This window comes from Streptomyces sp. NPDC052701 (assembly GCF_040678355.1).
Classification (GTDB): Bacteria; Actinomycetota; Actinomycetes; order Streptomycetales; family Streptomycetaceae; genus Streptomyces.
Genome location: NZ_JBFATO010000032.1, coordinates 67,467 through 88,020, shown reverse-complemented (window position 1 = coordinate 88,020; position 20,554 = coordinate 67,467). Strand labels below are relative to the sequence as shown.

The following is a 20,554-nucleotide window of genomic DNA, read 5'->3' as shown; positions in this document are numbered from 1 at the left end:
GAGCCGGGGGGCCCGGCCGCCCGAGGGGGGTTTCGGGCCGGCCGGGACCGGGCCGCCGGACGTCGCCGGCGGCCCGGGGTCACATGTGGTTCCGCGTCATCGGGCGGACGTCACCGGTAGGTGATGTCGGAGGACGAGAACAGGCAGGTCCTGCCGTCCGGGCCGGAACCGAGCTCCTTCGGCTCCTCGCCGGTGTCGTTGCCCTGGAAGCGGGTGCACGTCTTGATCTTCTTCTTGTCGTCGCCGTGGATGCGGATCCCCGACAGCGTGGCGGTGTCGCCGTAGTTGGCGTTGACGCCGACGACGGACTTGCCGGGCGCGGTCACGTCGATGTCGCTGAGCACGACCGTGCGCCGGTACTGCGTCCCGCAGTTGCCGCAGGTGCGCACGAGCTTGCCGAAGTTCTCGACCCGGAAGCCGGTCACGGTCAGCTTGCCGGCGCCGTTGAACTGCAGCACCTTGTCGTCGGCGTTCCTGGCGCCGCCGCCGGTCACCCGGTACACGGCGGACGGCGACCTGCCCTTGAAGGTGGCGGCGTCCTCGCCGACGTCCAGCCACCACACGTTCTCCAGCGTGCAGGTGCCCTTGCAGTGCACCCCGTCCGCGGCCGGGGTGCCGATGACGACGTTCTTCAGCACCGCCCCGTCGGCCAGTTCGAAGACCGGGTCCTGCCCCTCCTCCTGACCGCTGCCGCCCAGCTCCCCGGCGCCGTGGAACTTCTTGAGCCCGCCGTCGTACGTGCCCGTCACCTCGATGGTGGAGGACACGGGCCGGCTGCCCTGGGCGGCCGGCCAGGACGAGGCGGCGCCCGCGGAGGGCAGCATCGTCGTGGTGACGACCGCCGCCCCCGTGATGCCGAGCGCGCAGGCCCCGGCGATCAGTGCGCGCCGCCCGGTGGACCGGCGGCGGTGGCGGACACGCGGTTCTGCTGGTGCAGTCATGTACGGATTCCTCGGGTGGGTGGTGACTCCTGCGCCTGGTGGTCGCCACCGGTGGGAAAAGGGTTGCCGGGGTTCCGGATTTTTCACGGCCCGCCCCCGCCGGTTCCGTCCTGGTCGCCCCGGGCCGCGAAGCCGCCGCTCACGGACAGCCGCCGGTCACCGGCGGTCGCGGTCGCCGCGTAGCTGTCGTCCTGCGCGTCCCTCCCGCCGCGCTCGTGGTCGTACTGCCCCGCGAACACCCACTCGCCGGCCGGGACCGTACGGCCCTCCCTGAGCGTCCAGGTGTAGACGAGGAAGCCGTCCCGCTCGTCGACCGAGAGCGTGAAGTCCCCCTCGGGCAGTGACCGCCAGGCGCCCGTGGAGGACACCCCGCCGGTCTGCGCGATGCGCAACCGCACGACGAGCGAGGTCAGTTGCTCGCGCACCTTGAGGGTGATGTTGCTCTGCGCCCAGAAGTCGTTGCTGTGCGGGTCGACCGATCCGTCCGACCACAGCGGCCCGTCCTCGACGCCCGCGGCGGGCGGCGGGGCGCTGGAGGAGCTCGGGGCCCGCGAGGCGGGCGTGCCGGGGGCACGGGTCTGCGGCGGGGTGCCCGGTGCGGTATTCACCGGCGGCACGGGCGCCCGGCCGGCCGCCTCCGGTGACGGGGCGGGCGCCGGCGAGACGGCCACCTGCCGCTGAGGCGGCGCCTCCTCGTCGCGCACCGCGGACGCGACCGCGTAGCCGCCCACCACGAGCACGCCCGCGACCGCGGCCGTGGCGCCCACCACCCGCGCCCAGCCCCACACGGGCGGACGTGTCGCCCGCCGGCCGGAACGGGCCGCAGAGACCATGCCGCGCTCGACCCGGGCCAGGATCCGGGCCCGGTCGGGCTCGTGTGCCCCGGCCGCCTCGTGCAGCCGGGCGCGCAGCTCCTCGTGCACGTCCCGCCGCATGGTCATCGGTCCTTTCCTCCGGCCTCGCCGGTGCGCGCCCTCAAGCTCTCCGCTCCGTGCGGGCCGGGCGGTGACCCCACCGCCGCGTGCACGCGTTGCGGTGCCTGCGCGCCGAGCAGCCGCTGCAGTTCGGCCATCCCCTTCGACGTCTGGCTCTTCACCGTACCCACCGAGACGCCCAGGGTGAGCGCGGTGTCCTTCTCCGACAGGTCGAAGGCGTGCCGCAGCACCACGCAGGCCCGTTTGCGGAACGGCAGCCGGCGCAGCGCCTCCCGCACGTCCACCACGCCCGCGACGTCCGGGTTCTCGGTCCTCTCCTCGCGGTGCGACCAGAACAGGGCGATGCGCCGCCGCTCCCGCACCGCGCTGCGGATGCGGGTACGGGCCAGGTTGGCGACCACCCCGCGCGCGTACGCCACCGGATGGTCGGCGGCCCGGACCCGGTCCCAGCGGTGCCACAACGCCAGGAGCGCGTCCGCCGCCAGGTCGTCGGCGGTGTCGGCCTCGCCCGTCAGCAGACAGGCCAGACGGGACAGTTCGGCGTAGTGGCGCTCGAAGAAGGCGTGGAACTCCACGGAGGCGGCGTCGTCGACGACTGTGCCCACGGGCGACCCCTCCTCGCGGCGGCTGACGGCACCCGGGCGGGGGCGCCTGTACGTGTCATGTAGATGACATGTGAACGTCCGGAGTCGGAGCGGACGAGATCCGGAAGCGTAGCAGCGATCGTTTGCGTGTTCGTACGGTACCTCGAACGGCGTATGACCGGTCGACCCTGATTCCGTATCACGGGAAAACCCGAAGCCGGTTCGCGGAGGGAAGGATCCAGCCGGTATCCGCGCCCGATCACCCGGACACCGAGGCGCACGCGCCGGGTCCGAACCAAGGGCAAGTCCGGCCGGCAGCTCGACGCCGTCCGGCCGGCCACCGCCACCGCCCCGGCGGGCGCGGTCGTGGGGGTCGGCACGGGCGTCGGCGGCGACCCGCCCCCCGCGCCCGCCGCGCCGCCCCGGCCCCGGTCGCCGCCGGCTTCCTGATGACGGCCCAGGCCGGGCGCATCGGCTGGGGCCGGTGCGGGATCGCCGTCCCGGCGTTCCCGGCCGTCGCCGTGACGCCGTTCACGTACCCGGTCACCAACGGCATCGGCGCGGGCCGCCCCCGGGGGGACAGGGGCGGCCCGTCCATCTGTTCAGACGGCTTTCGGACGGCGGGGGTTCACTCCTTCGGCGCCGCTTCCCTCACCGCCTCGGCCACCGGCGCCGCCCGCCCGTTGCCGCTGGCCTCCGAACGGGCCGCGTCCGACCGCCGCGGCACCCCGCTCCCGCGTGCCGTGAGCCGCGCCACCCGGCCGGGCGGCGCGGCGACGGGCAGCGCCCGGACCCGCGGGATGCCGACGTGACTCCCGGCGATCCAGGCGGCCTTGAGGACGAGACGGGGCCCACAGGAGACGACGGCGGGGGTGCGCGGAAGCAGGCGGGGGCGGCCGGGCCCGGGGCCGGCGACGGGTGCGGGCGACTGCGCCGTGCGACCGGGCTTCCGCGCGGCCGGCCGGGGCACCTCCTGCCCCAAGGCGATCCCGCTCCACCGGACGGGGGAGCGGTGGCGCCCGCCCTCGGGGATCCCGGCGCCCGCGCCCTCGGGGATCCCGGCGCCCTCAGCGCCTCAGAGGCCTGGGCCCTCCAGCGCCAGTACGACCTCGTCGATCTCCGCGCCCCGCGCCGCCGCGTATCCCGTGGTCCGCGCGCTCACGCGGAACCCGCACTTCTCCAGCACGCGCAGCGAGCCCGCGTTGTCCGCGGCGGCACGCGCGTACAGCGGCCGCTCCGGCACCTCCTCCAGCAGCCGGCGCAGCGCCGCCGTCGCGATGCCCCGGCCCCAGTACGCGCGGTCGATCCAGTACGTCACCTCGCGTTCGCCGGGCTCGCCGTACACCGACGCACTGCCCACCACGTCGCCGTCGGCGAGCACCGTGCGGACCACGACGCCGGGCGCGGAGCGGATCCGGGCCCAGTGGGCGTCGAAGGCGGACCGGTCGGCCGGGTCCTCGGGGGTGAAGGCCGCCATGTGCAGGGCCTGCGGGTCGTTCATCTGCCGGTACAGCACCGGCAGGTCGCTGTCGTGGACCGCACGGAGCGCGATGTGCACGGGTCACAGCCTCCGGGTGGCGAGCGTCAGCCGGTCCCGGGCGTCGAACAGGGCGTCCTTCACCGTCTGCTCGTGGGCCGGGGTGAGGCGCGCCACCGGGACCGAGCAGCTGATGGCGTCCCGGGCGGGGGTGCGGTACGGGATCGCCACGCCGAAGCAGCGCAGCCCCAGCGTGTTCTCCTCGCGGTCCACGGCGAAGCCCCGCTCCCGCACCTGGTGCAGCTCCTCGATGAGCTTCTCCCGGTCGGTGATGGTGTTCTCGGTCAGCGCGGGCAGCGTCTCGGGCAGCATCTTGCGGACCTGCTCGTCGTCGTAGGTCGCGAGGATCGCCTTGCCGAGCGAGGTCGAGTGGGCGGGCAGCCGGCGGCCCACCCGGGTGAAGGGGCGCAGGTAGTGCTGGGACTGGCGGGTGGCCAGGTAGACGACGTTGGTGCCGTCGAGGCGGGCGAGGTGGATGGTCTCCGTGGTGTCGTCGGAGAGGCGGTCCAGCGTCGGGCGGGCCGCCGCGACGACCTCGTCGCCGTCGATGTAGGAGGTGCCGACCAGCAGGGCCCGCACGCCGATGCCGTACCGCGTGCCCGTCGCGTCCGTCTCCACCCAGCCGAGGTCCACGAGCGTGCGCAGCAGCATGTAGAGGCTGGACTTGGGGTAGCCGACGGCTTCCTGGACCGCCGCGAGGGAGTGCATGCCGGGGCGTCCGGCGAAGTACTCCAGCAGTTCCACGGTCCGCACCGCCGACTTGACCTGTGCCCCGCCGCCCGTCTCGCCAGCCGACATCGCCCTTGACCCCTTCGTTCGACGGGAAATAGTCTCCGACGCATATTCAGCATCAGAGACAGTGTTCAGTATATCGAACACCCCTGGTGGATCGACGTACGTATCGACGTACATACTGCGGCATTGCATGCGGCAATCGATGTGGAGGGACCCGCGGTGGCAGCAGCACCAGTCTGGAGTGTCGACCCCCGAACCGGGAAGCAGCGGGAACAGGTTGCGGTGGAGGCCACGGCCCAGGAGGTGGACGCCGCCGTCCGCGCCGCGCACGAGGCGCGCGGCGCGCTCGCCGACCGCGCCGTCCGCTCGGCCTTCCTGCGCTCCTGCGCCGAGGAGCTGGAGGCGGCCAGGGACGGGCTCGTGGAGACCGCCGACGCCGAGACCGCGCTCGGCCCGGTCCGGCTGACCGGCGAGCTCGCCCGCACCTGCTACCAGCTGCGGGCCTTCGCGGACATCGTCGACGAGGGCGCCTTCCTCGACGTGGTCGTCGACCACCCCGACGACACCACGACCCCGCCGGTCCCGGACCTGCGCCGCTACAAGGTGCCCCTCGGCGTCGTCGCCGTCTACTCGGCGTCGAACTTCCCCTTCGCCTTCTCCGTGGCCGGCGGCGACACCGCCAGCGCGCTGGCGGCCGGCTGCCCCGTCGTGGTCAAGGCCCACCCCGACCATCCCGGCCTGTCCGAGCTGGTCGCCAAGGTGCTGCGCCGGGCCGCCGCCCGGCACGGCGTCCCCGGGGCGGTCGTGGGCCTGGTGCACGGCTTCGGGGCGGGCATCGAGCTGATCAAGCACCCGCTGGTCGCGGCGGCCGGCTTCACCGGTTCCGTCAAGGGCGGCCGCGCCCTGTTCGACGCGGCGGCCGCGCGCCCGGTCCCGATCCCCTTCCACGGCGAGCTGGGCTCCCTGAACCCCGTCGTCGTCACCGAGGCCGCCGCCGCCGAGCGCGCGGAGGCCATCGGGCAGGGCCTCGCCGGTTCCATGACGCTGGGCGTCGGCCAGTTCTGCGTGAAGCCGGGCCTCGTGCTCGCGCCGTCCGGCGCGGCGGGCGACCGCCTGGTGAAGTCCCTGACGGACGCCGTCAGCGACACCGAGGCGGGCGTCCTGCTCGACCACCGCATGCGGGACAACTTCGTCGCCGGGGTCGCCGAGCGCGCGCGGCTGCCCGAGGTGGAGTCCCCGGTGACGCCGGGCGCGGGCGGGGAGCACACCGTCAGCGCGGGCTTCCTCACGGTTCCGGCGGGCAGGCTCACGCGGGAGGGGGAGCACGACCTGCTGCTGGAGGAGTGCTTCGGCCCGGTGACCGTCGTCGCCCGCTACGAGGACGAGGACGAGGTGCGGGGGGTGCTCGCGCGGCTGCCCGGCAACCTGACGGCGACCGTGCACCTGTCGGAGCGGGAGGCGGCCGGCGAGGGCCGTGGCGCGCAGCTGCTGCAGGAGCTGACGCCGCTGGCCGGGCGCGTGCTGGTGAACGGCTGGCCGACGGGGGTCGCGGTCGCCCCGGCCCAGCACCACGGCGGTCCCTACCCGGCGACGACCTCGACGTCCACCTCGGTGGGCGGCACGGCCATCGAGCGCTGGCTGCGTCCGGTGGTGTACCAGAACACGCCGCAGGCCCTGCTCCCGCCGGAGCTGCGGGACGACAACCCGCTGGGGCTGCCGCGGCGCTTCAACGGGCGGCTGGAACGCTGACCCCCGGCCGCCCGCCCGGAGGAGGGAGACCGGCAGCCTCGGGGAAGGGACCCGGACCTTCCACCGCGGACGGCGCCCGCGCCCGGCCCCGGCCGGGCGGCCTCCCGGACGACGGCACCGGCCGGGCGGGCGCGGCTGTCCGCGCGGGGGAATGGAACCGGCTGCTTGAAGGTTCATGCATCCGCCGGGGAGAGTCCCCGCACCCGCACGACCTGGAGAGAGCCGAAGCATGCGCGTCGAGATCTGGAGCGACATCGCCTGCCCCTGGTGCTACGTGGGCAAGGCCCGCTTCGAGAAGGCGCTCGCCGCCTTCCCGCACCGCGACCGGGTCGAGGTGGTGCACCGGTCCTTCGAACTGGACCCGGGCCGCGCCAAGGACGACGTCCAGCCCGTCGTCACGATGCTCACCCGCAAGTACGGCATGAGCCGGGAGCAGGCCCTGGCCGGCGAGGACCACCTGGGCGCCCAGGCCGCCGCCGAGGGGCTGGACTACCGCACCCGGGGCCGTGACCACGGCAGCACCTTCGACATGCACCGCCTGCTGCACCTCGCCAGGGAGCACGGCCGCCAGGAGCGGCTGCTCGACCTGCTGTACCGGGCGAACTTCGCCGAGGAGCGGTCCGTCTTCAACGACGACGACCGGCTCGTGGAGCTCGCGGTCGCCGCCGGCCTCGACGCGGACGCCGCCCGCGCGGTCCTCGCGGACCCGGACGCCTACGCCGCCGAGGTCCGCGCCGACGAGCGCGAGGCCGCGCAGCTCGGCGCGACCGGTGTGCCGTTCTTCGTCCTGGACCGGGCCTACGGCGTCTCCGGCGCCCAGCCCGTCGAGGTCTTCGCCCAGGCACTGGCGCAGGCGTGGGGCGAGCGTTCCCCCCTGCGGCCGGCCGGGCCGCAGGACGCCGAGGCGTGCGGGCCGGACGGCTGCGCGGTGCCCCGGCACTGAGCGAACGCGCAGGCCGGCGCGGACGTATAAGGAACTCTTGGGAGAACCGCGTAGGAATACGCGATGGACGGGGAGGTCCCGGGGCCCCAGAGTGGACCCATGGAGACCTTCGAGAGCCTCGTCCGCGCCGAGTTCACCCCGGAGAAGACCTACCTCAACACCGCGAGCAACGGACTCCTGCCGGTGCGCACCGTGACCGCCCTGGACCGGGCCGTGCGGATGCGGGCCGAGGGCAGGCCCCTGGGCCCGCTGTACGAGGACGTGGAGGCCGTCCGCGCCTGCTTCGCCCGGCTGGCCGGCGTGCCGGCCGAGCGGGTCGCGACCGGGGCCTCGGTCGCCGAGTTCGGCGGGCTGATCGCGGCCTCGCTGCCCGCCGGAGCCGAAGTCCTCACCGCGGAGGGCGACTTCTCCTCCCTGGTGAACCCCTTCCACGCGCGCGGCGACCTCAAGGTGCGCGCCGTCCCCCTGGAGCGGCTGGCCGAGTCCGTCCGCCCGGGCACCGCGCTCGTCGCGGTCAGCGCCGCCCAGTCCGCCGACGGCCGCCTCGCCGACCTGACGGCGGTGCGCGAGCAGGCCCGCAGGCACGGGGCCCGCACCTACGTCGACGCCTCCCAGTCGGCCGGGTGGCTGCCCCTGGAGGCCGGCGCGTACGACTTCCTCGCCGCCGTCGGCTTCAAGTGGCTCCTGGGCCCGCACGGGGCCGCCTTCCTCGTCGTCCCCGAGGACTTCGGCGGGCTGACGCCCCTGCTGGCCGGCTGGGTCGCCGGCGAGGACCCCTGGCTCAGCTGCTACGGCCCCGTCGAGGAACTCGCCCGCTCCGCCCGGCGGTTCGACGTGAGCCCCGCCCTCTTCACCCACGCGGGCCTGCGCGCCTCCCTCGAACTCGTCGAGGAACTCGGGGTGGACGCCATCCACGCCCACGACCTCGCCCTCGCCGACCGGTTCCGCGCAGGGCTCGCCGAGCTCGGGCACCAGCCCGTCCCCGCACCCGGCTCGGCGATCGTCTCCGTGCCCGGACTCGGCCACCGGCAGCCCGGGCTGAGCGAGGCCGGCATCGAGGTCTCCGACCGCGCGGGCAACCTGCGGGCCTCCTTCCACCTGTACAACACGGCCGCGGACGTGGACCGCCTGCTGGAGGCGCTCTCCGGCTGACGGAGCCGGGCGGGGCCCGTCGCCCGGTACGGGCGGGCCCCGCCCGGCAGCGGATGTCACCCGGTCACCTCACCGGAGTGAAGTCCCGCGCCCCGAGGAACTCCGGCCGGCGCACCGGCGCCGCGAACGGCTCGACCGCCGTGTTCCGCACGCTGTTGAACACGATGAACACGTTGCTGCGCGGGAAGGGCGTGATGTTGTCGCGCCGGATCCGTGCATGGCGTCGCAGTCGAACCAGGTCGCCGAGCCGGCCCTGCCCGTGAACAGCCTGCTGCCGTACTCGAAGGCCCTCGTGGTCAGCGCCTCGTCGGACGGCGTGCCCGCGTCCTGCATCCGCAGCGACTTCTTGCAGTTGTCCCTGGGCGTGGCCCCCGCACAGCCGAGGAACGTCTTGTGCGACCCCGGCATGATCATGAGAGCGCCGTTGGTGTCGTGATTCCCGGTCAGCGCGATCGAGACCGACACCGTGCGCATCCGCGGCAGACCGTCCTCGGCGTGCCAGGTCTCGAAGTCCGAATGCCAGTAGAACCCGCCGGCACCGAAGCCCGGCTTGACGTCGATCCGCGACTGGTGGACGTAGACGTCCCCCTCCCTCAGCGCCAGACGTCCTCCGCGGCCCTCAGTGCCCGCTCCACGTCCACGTCCAGGCCCTTCTCGGCCAGCGCGACGCCCAGCGCCGCCAGGCTCGCCCGTACGGCGCCCCGCGTCGCGTCGGCCCCGTAGTGGTTGACCCGGATCATCTCCCGGGCCAGCGCGCCCCCGCCCGCCGCCAGCGGCACCGCGGGGTCGGCCTCCAGGGCCCGCGCCACCAGGTCCGCGGCCACGGTGCCCGAGGGCGCCCGCAGCGTCGTCGCGACCGGCGCCGCCTGCGCCGCCTCGCGCACGTACGGCTCCAGGCCGCCGCCCAGGGCGAGCGCCCCGGCCCGGGTCGCCGCCGCGGCCGACGCGTGCCGGGCCATCACCGCCTCCAGCCCCACCGTCTCGATCCGCTCCAGGCACGCCTCCAGCGCCAGCATCTCCAGCTGTGCCGGAGCGTGCAGCAGGGTCTTGCGGCCGCCGTCGATCCAGCGCTCCTTCCAGTCCAGCAGGGAGAGGTACGAGCGGCGCGGCGCCCGCGGGTTCGCCGCCATCCGGGCCCAGGCCCGCTCGCTCACCGACACCGCCGACACCCCGGCCGGGCCGCCCATCGCCTTCTGCGCGCCGATCACGCACAGGTCGACGCCCCACGCGTCCGGCAGCACCGGCTCCGCGCCCACCGACGCCACCGCGTCCAGGTAGAACAGCGCGCCGTGCGCCCGGACCACCTCGCCGATCTCCGCGACCGGGTTGGTGTTCCCGGTCGCCGCCTCCGCGTGCACCAGGGACACGAAGTCGATCCGCGGGTGCTCGGCGAAGGCGTCGCGGATCCGGTCGGCCGTCACCGCCGTGTGGAAGGGCACGGCCAGGTCGATCACCGTGGCGCCGCAGTCGCGCAGCCAGTCGCCGAAGGTCTGCCCGTACGGACCGGTGATCACGTTGAGCGCCGTCGTCCCGGGACCGGCCGTGGCGCGGATGGCGCCCTCGAGCGGCAGCAGCGCCTCGCCCTGGGTGATCACCACGTCCTGGCGGGTGCTGAGGAGCCGGGCCACCCGGTCCTCGATCGAGGCGAACCGCTCGGCGCTCAACGGGGCGAGGTCCAGGAGGGGGTGGGTCACGGCGGTGCTCTCTTCTCGGCTCACGGAATCGATCCAGTCGAGGGTAACCGGAGCCTGCCACGCCCCTTCGGCCGCCGACATTCTTAGGCCCGGCGGCCCCGCGGCCATGGGTTTGGTTTGGGAGCCCCAAACCTCTCCTTATAATCAGAACCCACAGTTCCCTACAGGAGGCCCCAGTGACAACGCACCCCGGGCGCCGGACCCGCATTCTGGCCGCCATCACCGCGACGGCCGGACTGGTGCTGGTGGCCGCCTGCACCTCCACCGACGAGGGCGCCGGCGGCTCCAAGACCGCCGCGGGCGGCGTCGAGCTCGTCAAGGCCGGCCGGCTGACCACCTGCACGCACCTGCCGTACCCGCCCTTCCAGTCGGAGATCGGCGGCAAGGTGCAGGGCTTCGACGTGGCCCTCATCGACCTGGTCGCCGAGGACCTCGGTGTGAAGCAGGACATCCTCGACACGCCCTTCGAGAACTTCAAGACCGGCGCGTTCCTCAACTCCGGCGAGTGCGACCTGGCCGCGGCCGGCATGACCATCACCGAGGAGCGCAAGAAGAACGTCGACTTCTCCGCCCCGTACTTCGAGGCCACCCAGGCCGTCCTCGCCGACAAGAAGAGCGGCATCTCCTCCTTCGCCGACCTCAAGGGCAAGAAGGTCGGCGCCCAGGCGCAGACCACCGGCGAGGACTACGCCAAGAGCAAGGGCCTGGACCCGGTCTCCTTCGAGTCCTCCGACGCCGTCCTCAACGGCCTGCGCACCGGCCAGGTCCAGGCCGTCGTCATCGACTACCCGGTCGTCCAGGGCTGGCTGAAGGACAAGGCCAACGCCGACGCCTTCGAGATCGCCGACAACATCAACACCGGTGAGCAGTACGGCTTCACGGTGAAGAAGGGCAACACCAAGCTGCGCGAGGCCATCGACAAGGCCCTCGCGGACGCCAAGGCCGACGGCACGTACAAGAAGCTGTACGAGAAGTGGATCGGCCCGTACGACGAGTCCGCCGCCTCGCCCGCCGCCTCATGACCGACACCGGCGTTCCGGTACAGCCGAGGAGAAAGGGCCTGACCCGGCGACAGAGGCGCAGCGTGTCCCGCGGCGCCCAGTACGCCGTCTTCGTCGCCGCCGTGATCGCCCTCGCGGTCACGGCCGACTGGGACAGGCTGCAGAACCAGTTCGCGCAGGCGGACATCGCCGAGCGGATGTTCCCCGAGATCATCACGCTGGCGCTGAAGAACACCGTGCTGTACACCGTGACCGGCTTCGCCGTCGGGCTGGCCCTCGGCCTGGTGATCGCGCTGATGCGGCTGTCGTCCGTCGGCCCCTACCGCTGGCTCGCCGGCGTCTACATCGAGATCTTCCGCGGCCTGCCCGCCCTGCTGATCTTCATCTTCATCGGCGTGGCCGTGCCGCTGGCCTTCCCGGGCACCGAGATCGTCGGCGGCACCTACGGCAAGGTCGCCCTCGCGCTCGGCCTGGTGGCCGCGGCGTACATGGCGGAGACGATCCGCGCGGGCATCCAGGCCGTGCCCAAGGGCCAGATGGAGGCCGCCCGCTCGCTCGGCTTCTCGCCCGCGCGGGCGATGGTCTCCATCGTCATCCCGCAGGCGTTCCGCATCATCCTCCCGCCGCTGACCAACGAGCTGGTCCTGCTCTTCAAGGACTCCTCGCTCGTCCTGTTCCTCGGCGTGACCCTTCAGGAGCGCGAACTGTCCAAGTACGGCCGTGACCTGGCCAGCCAGACCGCCAACTCCACGCCGATCCTGGTCGCCGGCCTGTGCTACCTGCTGGTCACGATCCCGCTCGGCTTCGTCGTGCGCCGCATGGAGGCCAAGGCCCGGGAGGCGGTGAAATGAGCCGTCCGGAGATCCGCGTCGAGGCACTGCGCAAGTCCTTCGGCGACAACGAGGTCCTGCGCGGCATCGACCTGGAGATCAGCCGGGGCGACGTGGTCTGCGTCATCGGCCCGTCGGGCTCGGGCAAGTCGACCCTGCTGCGGTGCGTGAACCTGCTGGAGGAGCCGACCGGTGGCCGGGTCTTCGTCGGCGGTACGGAACTGACCGACCCGGACGTCGACATCGACGCCGTACGGCGCCGCATCGGCATGGTCTTCCAGCAGTTCAACCTCTTCCCGCACCTGACGGTGACCGAGAACCTCACCCTGCCGCAGCGCCGGGTGCTGAGGCGGAGCAAGGCGGAGGCCGCGCGGATCGCCGCCGAGAACCTGGCCCGGGTGGGCCTGTCCGAGAAGGCGGCCGCCTACCCCTCCTCCCTCTCCGGCGGCCAGCAGCAGCGCGTCGCCATCGCCCGCGCGCTGGCGATGGGCCCCGAGGTGATGCTGTTCGACGAGCCGACCTCGGCGCTCGACCCCGAGCTGGTGGGCGACGTCCTGGCGGTCATGCGCATGCTGGCCGAGGAGGGCATGACGATGATGGTCGTCACCCACGAGATGACCTTCGCCCGCGAGGTCGCCGACCGGGTCGTCTTCATGGACGGCGGCGTGATCGTCGAGGACGGCACCCCCGAGCAGGTCATCGGCAGCCCCCGCCACGAGCGCACCCGCCACTTCCTCTCCCGCCTGCTGGACCCGGCGATGGCGCAGGTGGAGGAGGAGACCTCCGACCAGGTGGGCAAGTCCGGCTAGCGGCTCACTAAGGTGCGGTGCATGAGCGAACACGCGGTGCTGCACGTGAGGGGACGAGTGCTCGTCGGCCCGGAGGAGGACCAGGTCCGGGACGAGCTGTGGGTGGTCGACGGCCGGATCTCCTACGACCGGCCCGCCGGCGCGCGGGACGTCCGCACCGTCGAGGGCTGGGCCCTGCCCGGCCTCGTCGACGCGCACTGCCACGTCGGCCTGGACCAGCACGGCGCGGTGCCCGAGGACGTCGCCGAGAAGCAGGCGCTGACCGACCGGGACGCGGGCACCCTGCTGATCCGCGACGCGGGCTCGCCCTCCGACACCCGCTGGATCGACGGCCGCGAGGACCTGCCGAAGATCATCCGGGCCGGCCGGCACATCGCCCGCACCCGCCGCTACATCCGCAACTACGCCTGGGAGGTCGAGCCGGACGAGCTCGTCGCGTACGTCGCCCGGGAGGCCCGGCGCGGCGACGGCTGGGTCAAGCTGGTCGGCGACTGGATCGACCGCGACCTCGGCGACCTGTCGGCCTGCTGGCCGCGCCAGGCGGCCGAGGCGGCCATCGCCGAGGCCCACCGCCTGGGCGCGCGGGTGACCGCGCACTGCTTCGCGGAGGACTCCCTGCGGGACCTGGTGGAGGCGGGCATCGACTGCATCGAGCACGCCACGGGCCTGACGGAGGAGCTGATCCCGCTGTTCGCCGAGCGGGGTGTGGCGATCGTCCCGACCCTGGTGAACATCGCGACCTTCCCCCGGCTCGCCGACGGCGGCGAGGGCAAGTTCCCCCGCTGGTCGGCCCACATGCGCCGGCTCCACGCCCGCCGCTACGACACCGTGCGGGGCGCCTACGACGCCGGCATCCCGGTCTACGTCGGCACCGACGCGGGCGGCTCGCTCGCCCACGGCCTGGCGGCGGCCGAGGTCGCCGAACTGGTCACCGCCGGCATCCCGCCGCTCGCGGCGGTGTCGGCGACCACCTGGGCGGCACGCGCCTGGCTCGGCCGCCCCGGCCTGGACGAGGGGGCACCGGCGGACCTGGTGGTCTACGACGAGGACCCGCGGGCGGACGTACGGGTGCTGGCGGCCCCGCGGCGGGTGGTGCTGAACGGCAGGGTGGTCGGGTAGGCGGCCGGGCGGGCACGGGGCGACGCGCGTGCCCGCGGAGGCGGGAACCCCACGCAGGCCGCCGAAGACGCGGACCGCCCACCGCCCACCGCCGCGGCCGGGGTCGGGGCCCCGGGGAGACCTCTCAGTCCGCCGGTCCGGACGGGTGGGCGGGCACCCGCACAGCCTCGCCCAGCGCCCGCAGGAACCCGTCCACCGTCGCCCGGTCCCGGACCGCCAGCCGCAGCCACTCCCCGCCCAGCCCCGGGAACGTGTCCCCGCGCCGCACGGCGAAGCCCAGCTCGCGCAGCCGCCGGCGCACGGCCGCCGCCCCGGGCAGCCGGACCAGGACGAAGGGCCCGTCCGCGGGCTCCACCACCCGCAGCCCGAGCGGTGCGAACTCCCCGAGCCCGGCGACGAGGTGGGCGCGGTCCGCCGCGATCCGGTGGGCCGCGTGCGCCGCCTCCGCCAGGGCCCGGGGCCCCACGCACGCCTCGGCCGCCGCCAGCGCGGGCGTGGACACCGGCCACAGCGGCTGGGCCCGCTCCAGCTCCGCGACGGTCTCCGGCGCCGCGAGCACGTACCCGACGCGCAGCCCGGCCAGCCCCCACGTCTTGGTCAGGCTCCGCAGCACCACCAGCCCGGGCACGTCCGTCCGCCCGGCCAGCGCCTCCCGCTCGCCCGGCACGGCGTCCATGAACGCCTCGTCCACGACCAGGTACCGCCCCGGGCGGGCGAGCGCGGCGATCGTCGCGGCCGGGTGCAGCACCGACGTCGGGTTCGTCGGGTTGCCGATTACCACCAGGTCCGCGTCCTGGGGGACGGCCCCGGGATCCAGCCGGAAACCGTCCGCCTCCCGCAGCAGCACCCGGTCGACCGTGTGACCGGCGTCCCGCAGCGCGGCCTCCGGCTCGGTGAACTGCGGGTGCACCACCACCGGCCGCCGCACCTTCAGCGCCCGCGCCAGCAGCACGAACGCCTCCGCGGCGCCCGCCGTCAGCAGCACCCGGTCCGCCGGCAGGCCGTGCCGCGCGGCCACCGCCGCCCGCGCGGCCCGCCCGTCGGGGTAGGCGGCCAGGCCGTCCAGCGACGCGGCGAGCACCTCCCGCAGCCATCCGGGAGGGGTGTCCGCGCGCACGTTCACCGCCAGGTCGACCAGCGCCGCGCCGTCGTCACGGACCTCCGCGTCCCCGTGGTGCCGCAGGTCGGGCCCGTCGTCAGTGCGCATGCGAATGCGTCCCGTGGTGATGGTGCCCGTGCCCGTGGTGGTGGCCGTCGTCGTCCGGGTGGTAGTGCGGCTGCTGCGGCGCCCCCACCTTGTCCTCGAAGCCCGGCAGCGCGATGCGGTACACGCACGAGTCGCAGTTCATCCGCAGATCGCCCTTCAGGGCCTCCTCGTACCGCTCCATCACCAGGTCCAGCAGCTCCGGCTCCGGCCCGATGACGTCCGCCGACCGCACCTCGACCTCCGGGTGCGCGGCCGCCCAGTCCTCGGTCTGCCGCCGCACCCGGTCCGGCAGGATGCCGGTGAACAGGAAGTAGGGCAGGACGACGATCCGCCTCGCGCCCAGCCGCGCGCAGCGCTCCAGCCCGCTCGGTACGTCCGGCGCCGCCAGGGACACGAACGCCGTCTCCACGCCCGCGTACCCGCGCCCCTCCCACAGCAGCCGCGCCGCCTTGAACACCTCGGCGTTGGCGTCCGGGTCCGTCGACCCGCGCCCCACCAGCAGCACGGTCACGTCGGAGCGGTCCGCGGGCGTGCGGGCCGGACCGCCCAGCGCCTCGTCCAGCCGCCGCTCCAGCACGCTCAGCAGCGCCGGGTGCGGGCCCAGCGGCCGCCCGTAGGTGTACGAGATGCCGGGGTGGCGCTCCTTCTCGCGGGCCAGGGCCGCCGGGATGTCGCCCTTGGCGTGCCCGGCGGAGACCAGCATCAGCGGCACGGCGGCGAACCGCCGCACGCCCCGCTCCACCAGCTCGGTGACGGCCTCGCCCAGCGGCGGCGGGGACAGCTCGATGAAGCCGCCGGCGACGGGCAGTCCGGGGTGGCGGCGCCCCAGTTCCCGCACGAAGTCGCGGAACGCCTCCGCTCCGGCGTCGTCCCGGGTGCCGTGTCCGGCGATGAGCAGGGCGGGCGGGGTGGTCACAGGTTCTCCTCGGACGGATCGGAAGAATCAGAAGAATCGAAAGGATCGGACGGGCCGGACGGGCCGGGTGGAGGCGCGTGGTAGAGCAGGGCGTTGAGCGCGGCGGCGGCGACCGCGGAGCCGCCCTTCTCGGACACGTTGCTCACGGCGGGCAGCCCGCTCTCGCGCAGCGCGGCCTTGGACTCGGCCGCGCCGACGAAACCGACGGGCAGCCCGATGACGAGCGCGGGCGCGGCGTCCAGGGCCAGCAGTTCCTCCAGGGCGGTCGGCGCGCAGCCGATCACCCACAGCGCGCCGGGGCCCACCTGCTCGTACGCCAGCCGCACGGCGTGCGCCGAACGCGTCAGGCCCGGACCGGCCTGGGCGTCCTTCAGGCGGCAGACGGTCTCGCGCCGGGTGATCCCGGCGGCCACCATCTCCACGTCCACGACGACCGGCGCCCCGGCGTGCAGCGCGGCGTGCGCCCTCACCAGCTCGCCCTCGTCCATGACGAGGTCGTGCGCGTACTCCAGGTCGGCGGAGGAGTGGATCACGCGCTCCACGACCGCCCGGGTCAGCGGCGGGAAGCGGGAGGTGTCCAGGCGGGCGCGCAGCCGCCGGAAGGACTCCTGCTCGATGGGGTGGACCACACGGGTCACCCGGCTCGCCCGGCTCACTTGGGTTCCTCCTGCCAGCGGTAGCCGCGCGGCGTCACCATGCGCCCCGCGATCGTGCGGGTCGCGGTGTTGCCCACGGTCACGACCGTCATCATGTCGACCGTCGACGGGTCGAGCGCCGCCAGGGTCGTCACCCGGTGGGACTCGTCCGGCCGGGAGGCGTTGCGTACGACACCGACCGGCGTGGCGGGCTCCCGGTGCTCCGCGAGGATCGCGAGCGCCTTGGGCAGCTGCCAGTCCCGGCCCCGGCTGCGCGGGTTGTAGAAGGTCACCACGAGGTCCGCCTCGGCCGCCGCGCGCACCCGCCGCTCGATGACCTCCCACGGCGTGTGCAGGTCGGACAGGCTGATCGAGACGTGGTCGTGGCCGAGCGGCGCGCCCAGGATCGCCCCGGCCGCCAGCGCCGCCGTCACCCCGGGCACGCCCACCACGTCGATGTCGTCGGACGCCTCGGCGAGCGCGGGGGAGGCCATGGCGTACACGCCGGCGTCCCCGCTGCCGATCAGCGCGACGGCCTGCCCGCGCCTCGCCTCGGCCACCGCCGTGCGGGCCCGCTCCTCCTCGGCGCCCAGCCCCGACTCCAGGACCCGGGTGCCGGGCCGCAGCAGGTCGCGGATCTGGTCGACGTACTGGTCGAGCCCGACGAGCACGGAGGCGCGCCGGAGTTCGGCCTTCGCCCGCGGGGTGAGCAGGTCCCGGGCGCCCGGCCCGAGCCCGACCACCGCGAGCCGCCCGCGCCCGGGCCGTCGTACGACGGCACAGGTGGCCATCGCCGGGCTCGCGGCCGACTTCCGCTTGGGGACGAGGAGTTCGCCGCCGCGCGCCAGGGCGGCGGCCTCCGCCACCGAGGGGGTGCCGACGGCGGCGAGCGGCGCGTCGGAGGGGTTGGGCACCTCGACGCGGGCCAGCTCCTCGGCGGCGTACGTCACCAGCGGCACGCCGAGCCGTCCGGCCGCGGCCACGAGGCCGGGCTCGTCGCGCTTGGCCTCCACGGTGGCGAGCTCGGCGACGCTGCGCACGGACAGTCCCGCGTCCCGCAGGGCACCCTCGATCACGTCGAGCACTTCCGCGACGGGCGCCCCCCTGGACGCACCCACCCCCACCACCAGGGACGGCGGGCGCAGTACCACCTCGCGGGCGGCGGGCTCGACGAGGCGGTCCGTCACCCGGATCGCGTACGGCCCGTCGCCGGTGACGGGCAGCGGCGGCAGGGGCCACGCCACCTCCGCCCGCAGCGCCACCGGCTCGCCGTCCAGCAGGGCGCGCGAGACGGCGGCGACGTCGCCCTCCACCGGCAGGCCGAGCGTGTCCAGGCCGGGCAGGCCGGCGGCGTCCGTCGCCGTGGTCACCACGGGCTCGGCACCCAGCACCTCGCCGACCTCGCGGGCCAGCTCGTTGGCCCCGCCGCCGTGGCCGCCGACCAGGGAGACGGCGAACCGCCCGCCCTCGTCGACGCACACCACGCCCGGGTCGCTCGTCTTGTCCGCCAGCAGCGGCGCGATCATCCGCACCACCGCCCCCGTGGCCAGGAAGCACACGAGCTGCTCGCACTGGGCGAACGCGGCCCGTACGGCGTCCGGGACGGGACCGTCGTACACACGCGTGCGGTCCGGCCACGCCGCGGCCAGCCGGTCCCGCGCCGCCGCCCCCGCCGCGGTGGCGGAAATGAGGCCGATCACTGGGCAACTCCTTCGGTACGTGCCCGGGGCCTGACGCCCCACAGCAGGAAGACGGGATTGGTCGCCGCGAGCCGGGTCACGTCCCCCGGCAGCGGCGCGAGCCGCGACGCCTGCACCAGCACCCCGTCGCAGGCGAACCCCGCGCCGGTCAGCGCCTCGCGCGCGGCCGGCACCCGGTCCAGCGCGGCCATCGCGACGACCACGGTCCGCCGGGCGCGCCGCGCGCACGCCGTGACGACGGCGGGCAGCTCACGCCCCCCGCCGCCCACGAACACCGCGTCGGGATCGTCGGGATCGTCGAGGCCGGCGAGCGCGGCGGGCGCGGCTCCGTGCACCACCCGCACGTCGACACCGTGGGCGGCGGCGTTGGCGCGGATCCGCTCGACGCCGTCCGGGGCCTTCTCCACGGCGGTGACGGCGGCGCCCAGCCGGGCGCACTCCACGGCCACCGACCCGGAGCCCGCGCCGACGTCCCACACCAGGTCGCCGGGGCGCGGCCCGAGCCGCGCCAGGGCCAGTGCCCGCACCTCGAACTTGGTGATCATCGAGTCGCGGTGGGCGAACTCGGCCTCGTCCAGGGCCCAGCCGGCCGGCCGCCGGGCCGCTCCCGCGACCGTCCGCGCGGGGCCGAGCGCCCGGGACTCGTCCAGGCACACGACGACGCTCACCGCCGTCCCCCAGTCGCGGGCGGCGGCCTGGGCGGGCGTGACCCGCTCCAGGCGCTCGTCCGGCGAGCCGAGCGCGGACGCGACGACGAGGACGCGCCGGTACGGGCGCAGCGCCGCCCCGAGTTCGGCGGGCCCGGCGCCGGGCCCGGTCAGCACCGCCACCTTGGGGTGCGCCCGGCAGAGGTTGACGGCCGTGCGCAGGTCCCGCCCGTGCGCGCTGGCCACCACGGCGTCGTCCCAGGGCAGCCCGATCCGCGCGAAGGCGGCGGCGACGGAGGAGACCCCGGGCCGCACGTCCAGCCGCTCGGGCCCGAACCGCTCGGCCAGCGCCCGCACGATCCCGAAGAACCCGGGGTCGCCGGAGGCCAGCACGGCCACCGGACGGTCCGCGCGGACGTACCGCGCCACGGTGTCCAGCGCGGGCGCCAGCGGCCCGAGGACCACCCGCTCGGCCGTCCCCGGCAGCGCCGCGGCGTCCAGGTGCCGCCGCCCGCCGACGACGAGCTCGGCCCCGGCCAGGACGTCCGGGTCGGGCGGCGCGCCCGTCCCGGTGCCGACGACGGTGATCACGTGCTCGCACCCCGCGTGCGCAGGGCCCTGCGGGCCTCGGGGTCGGCCTTGCGGTAGCCGTGGAAGTGACCGGGGTGGTACAGGTGCGAGCGCGTGCCGTGCGCGTCCAGGGCCGGGCCGACCAGGAAGAGCGTGTGCTTCCAGAGCTTGTGCTCCTTGACGGTCTCCTCCAGCGTGCCGATCGTGCACCGCACGATCAGCTCCTCCGGCCAGGTCGCCTGGTGGGCCACGACGACCGGCGTGGTCGTCGGGTAGCCGCCCTCCAGCAGCTCCCGCACCAGCTGCCCGCTGCGGGCCGCCGACAGGAAGATCGCCATGGTCGTGCCGTGCCGGGCGAACTCGCGGACCTCCTCCCCGGGCGGCATCGGCGTCTTGCCCCCGCCCAGCCGGGTCAGCACCACGGACTGCGCGACCTCCGGGATGGTCAGCTCCCGCCGGGCGAGCGCGGCCACCGCGGAGAACGAGGACACGCCCGGGACGATCTCCGTCGCGATGCCGATCTCCGCGCACCGGTCGAGCTGCTCCTGCGTGCCGCCCCACAGGGCCGGGTCGCCGGAGTGGATGCGGGCGACCCTCAGGCCCTCCCGGTGGGCCCGCCGGTACACGGCCACCACGTCCTCCAGCGGCATCGTCGCCGAGTCCAGGATCTCCGCGTCCTCGCGCGCGTGCTGCAGGACCTCCGCCTGGACCAGGCTGGCGGCCCAGATCACGACGTCGGCCTCCGCGATGGCGCGCGCGGCGCGGAACGTCAGCAGGTCGGCGGCGCCGGGGCCGGCACCGACGAAGGTCACCTTGCCGGTGGGGGCATCGGCCATGGGTTCGGGTCCTC

19 protein-coding genes and 2 pseudogenes are annotated in these 20,554 nt (G+C 74.9%); 8 read left to right on the top strand and 13 right to left on the bottom strand.

Features of this window, described 5'->3' with window-relative positions; genetic code table 11:
• Positions 1-110: 110 nt before the first annotated feature.
• The 3 genes from AB0L29_RS28155 to AB0L29_RS28145 form a co-directional block, all read right to left on the bottom strand.
• Positions 111-941 carry a pectate lyase gene (locus AB0L29_RS28155; RefSeq protein WP_365830814.1) on the bottom strand — a complete coding sequence of 277 codons (831 nt, stop codon included), beginning with the start codon at positions 939-941 and terminating at the stop codon, positions 111-113.
• Positions 942-1,024: 83 nt separating this feature from the next.
• Entirely contained in the window at positions 1,025-1,882 is an 858-nt protein-coding gene (locus AB0L29_RS28150; RefSeq protein ID WP_365830812.1) for a hypothetical protein, read from the bottom strand.
• Positions 1,879-2,481 (bottom strand): SigE family RNA polymerase sigma factor, encoded by a 603-nt coding sequence (locus tag AB0L29_RS28145; RefSeq protein ID WP_365830810.1) that lies wholly within the window; start codon positions 2,479-2,481, stop codon positions 1,879-1,881. The genes AB0L29_RS28150 and AB0L29_RS28145 overlap by 4 nt, the downstream gene beginning before the upstream one ends.
• A gap of 389 nt (positions 2,482-2,870) precedes the next feature.
• Between AB0L29_RS28145 and AB0L29_RS28140 the strand changes: the two are divergent.
• A pseudogene (locus AB0L29_RS28140) lies at positions 2,871-3,023 on the top strand (NCS2 family permease); the annotation flags it as partial.
• A gap of 512 nt (positions 3,024-3,535) precedes the next feature.
• Here the strand turns inward: AB0L29_RS28140 and AB0L29_RS28135 are convergent.
• Entirely contained in the window at positions 3,536-4,018 is a 483-nt protein-coding gene (locus AB0L29_RS28135; protein ID WP_365830808.1) for a GNAT family N-acetyltransferase, read from the bottom strand.
• 3 nt (positions 4,019-4,021) lie between these two features.
• Positions 4,022-4,795 carry an IclR family transcriptional regulator gene (locus AB0L29_RS28130; RefSeq protein WP_365830806.1) on the bottom strand — a complete coding sequence of 258 codons (774 nt, stop codon included), beginning with the start codon at positions 4,793-4,795 and terminating at the stop codon, positions 4,022-4,024.
• 156 nt (positions 4,796-4,951) lie between these two features.
• Between AB0L29_RS28130 and AB0L29_RS28125 the strand changes: the two genes are divergently transcribed.
• The 3 genes from AB0L29_RS28125 to AB0L29_RS28115 all read left to right on the top strand — a co-directional run bounded on the left by AB0L29_RS28125 (position 4,952) and on the right by AB0L29_RS28115 (position 8,576).
• Positions 4,952-6,481, top strand: coding sequence for an aldehyde dehydrogenase (NADP(+)) (locus tag AB0L29_RS28125; RefSeq protein WP_365830804.1), 1,530 nt, complete (start codon positions 4,952-4,954; stop codon positions 6,479-6,481).
• 229 nt (positions 6,482-6,710) lie between these two features.
• The gene (locus AB0L29_RS28120; RefSeq protein WP_365830802.1) at positions 6,711-7,424 is read left to right on the top strand and encodes a DsbA family oxidoreductase; all 714 of its coding nucleotides are present in this window, start codon (positions 6,711-6,713) and stop codon (positions 7,422-7,424) included.
• Between the two features lie 99 nt (positions 7,425-7,523).
• Positions 7,524-8,576: an aminotransferase class V-fold PLP-dependent enzyme gene (locus AB0L29_RS28115; RefSeq protein ID WP_365830800.1), complete on the top strand. Its 1,053-nt coding sequence runs from the start codon at positions 7,524-7,526 to the stop codon at positions 8,574-8,576.
• Between the two features lie 64 nt (positions 8,577-8,640).
• On the opposite strand, the pseudogene AB0L29_RS28110 reads toward AB0L29_RS28115, so the two are convergent.
• Positions 8,641-9,161: pseudogene (locus AB0L29_RS28110) on the bottom strand (phytanoyl-CoA dioxygenase family protein); the annotation flags it as partial.
• 8 nt (positions 9,162-9,169) lie between these two features.
• Positions 9,170-10,270 carry an aminotransferase class V-fold PLP-dependent enzyme gene (locus AB0L29_RS28105; RefSeq protein WP_365830798.1) on the bottom strand — a complete coding sequence of 367 codons (1,101 nt, stop codon included), beginning with the start codon at positions 10,268-10,270 and terminating at the stop codon, positions 9,170-9,172.
• Positions 10,271-10,446: 176 nt separating this feature from the next.
• On the opposite strand from AB0L29_RS28105, the gene AB0L29_RS28100 reads away from it, so the two are divergent.
• From AB0L29_RS28100 to AB0L29_RS28085, 4 genes are read left to right on the top strand one after another with little or no spacing between them, the layout of a single operon-like run.
• Positions 10,447-11,292: a transporter substrate-binding domain-containing protein gene (locus AB0L29_RS28100; protein ID WP_365830796.1), complete on the top strand. Its 846-nt coding sequence runs from the start codon at positions 10,447-10,449 to the stop codon at positions 11,290-11,292.
• Complete coding sequence (locus AB0L29_RS28095) at positions 11,289-12,122, top strand: amino acid ABC transporter permease (RefSeq protein ID WP_365830794.1); 834 nt, start codon at positions 11,289-11,291, stop codon at positions 12,120-12,122. The genes AB0L29_RS28100 and AB0L29_RS28095 overlap by 4 nt, the downstream gene beginning before the upstream one ends.
• The gene (locus tag AB0L29_RS28090; protein ID WP_365830792.1) at positions 12,119-12,910 is read left to right on the top strand and encodes an amino acid ABC transporter ATP-binding protein; all 792 of its coding nucleotides are present in this window, start codon (positions 12,119-12,121) and stop codon (positions 12,908-12,910) included. Before AB0L29_RS28095 ends, AB0L29_RS28090 begins: the two co-directional genes overlap by 4 nt.
• 21 nt (positions 12,911-12,931) lie before the next feature.
• Positions 12,932-14,029 (top strand): amidohydrolase family protein, encoded by a 1,098-nt coding sequence (locus AB0L29_RS28085; protein ID WP_365830790.1) that lies wholly within the window; start codon positions 12,932-12,934, stop codon positions 14,027-14,029.
• 124 nt (positions 14,030-14,153) lie between these two features.
• Here the strand turns inward: AB0L29_RS28085 and cobC are convergent, their stop codons facing one another.
• Genes cobC through cobM form a run of 6 tightly spaced genes read right to left on the bottom strand, consistent with a single transcriptional unit; the run spans position 14,154 to position 20,540 of the window.
• Positions 14,154-15,236 (bottom strand): Rv2231c family pyridoxal phosphate-dependent protein CobC, encoded by a 1,083-nt coding sequence (cobC, locus tag AB0L29_RS28080; RefSeq protein WP_365830788.1) that lies wholly within the window; start codon positions 15,234-15,236, stop codon positions 14,154-14,156.
• Positions 15,226-16,152, bottom strand: a complete 927-nt coding sequence (locus AB0L29_RS28075) for a sirohydrochlorin chelatase (RefSeq protein WP_365830786.1) — start codon at positions 16,150-16,152, stop codon at positions 15,226-15,228. Before AB0L29_RS28075 ends, cobC begins: the two co-directional genes overlap by 11 nt.
• Positions 16,149-16,790, bottom strand: a complete 642-nt coding sequence (locus AB0L29_RS28070) for a precorrin-8X methylmutase (protein WP_365830817.1) — start codon at positions 16,788-16,790, stop codon at positions 16,149-16,151. The genes AB0L29_RS28075 and AB0L29_RS28070 overlap by 4 nt, the downstream gene beginning before the upstream one ends.
• 14 nt (positions 16,791-16,804) lie before the next feature.
• Positions 16,805-18,487, bottom strand: a complete 1,683-nt coding sequence (gene cobJ, locus AB0L29_RS28065; RefSeq protein WP_365830784.1) for a precorrin-3B C(17)-methyltransferase — start codon at positions 18,485-18,487, stop codon at positions 16,805-16,807.
• Complete coding sequence (gene cbiE / locus AB0L29_RS28060) at positions 18,484-19,725, bottom strand: precorrin-6y C5,15-methyltransferase (decarboxylating) subunit CbiE (protein ID WP_365830782.1); 1,242 nt, start codon at positions 19,723-19,725, stop codon at positions 18,484-18,486. The genes cobJ and cbiE overlap by 4 nt, the downstream gene beginning before the upstream one ends.
• On the bottom strand, positions 19,722-20,540 hold the full coding sequence (gene cobM, locus AB0L29_RS28055; RefSeq protein ID WP_365830780.1) for a precorrin-4 C(11)-methyltransferase: 819 nt from the start codon (positions 20,538-20,540) through the stop codon (positions 19,722-19,724). The genes cbiE and cobM overlap by 4 nt, the downstream gene beginning before the upstream one ends.
• Between the last annotated feature and the right edge of the window lie 14 nt (positions 20,541-20,554).

Coding starts and splice junctions, on each gene's coding strand:
- AB0L29_RS28155 (WP_365830814.1), bottom strand. CDS start 941: ATGACTGCACCAGCAGAACCGCGTGTCCGCCACCGCCGCCGGTCCACC.
- AB0L29_RS28150 (WP_365830812.1), bottom strand. CDS start 1,882: ATGACCATGCGGCGGGACGTGCACGAGGAGCTGCGCGCCCGGCTGCAC.
- AB0L29_RS28130 (WP_365830806.1), bottom strand. CDS start 4,795: ATGTCGGCTGGCGAGACGGGCGGCGGGGCACAGGTCAAGTCGGCGGTG.
- AB0L29_RS28120 (WP_365830802.1), top strand. CDS start 6,711: ATGCGCGTCGAGATCTGGAGCGACATCGCCTGCCCCTGGTGCTACGTG.
- AB0L29_RS28115 (WP_365830800.1), top strand. CDS start 7,524: ATGGAGACCTTCGAGAGCCTCGTCCGCGCCGAGTTCACCCCGGAGAAG.
- AB0L29_RS28095 (WP_365830794.1), top strand. CDS start 11,289: ATGACCGACACCGGCGTTCCGGTACAGCCGAGGAGAAAGGGCCTGACC.
- AB0L29_RS28090 (WP_365830792.1), top strand. CDS start 12,119: ATGAGCCGTCCGGAGATCCGCGTCGAGGCACTGCGCAAGTCCTTCGGC.
- AB0L29_RS28085 (WP_365830790.1), top strand. CDS start 12,932: ATGAGCGAACACGCGGTGCTGCACGTGAGGGGACGAGTGCTCGTCGGC.
- cobC (WP_365830788.1), bottom strand. CDS start 15,236: ATGCGCACTGACGACGGGCCCGACCTGCGGCACCACGGGGACGCGGAG.
- cobM (WP_365830780.1), bottom strand. CDS start 20,540: ATGGCCGATGCCCCCACCGGCAAGGTGACCTTCGTCGGTGCCGGCCCC.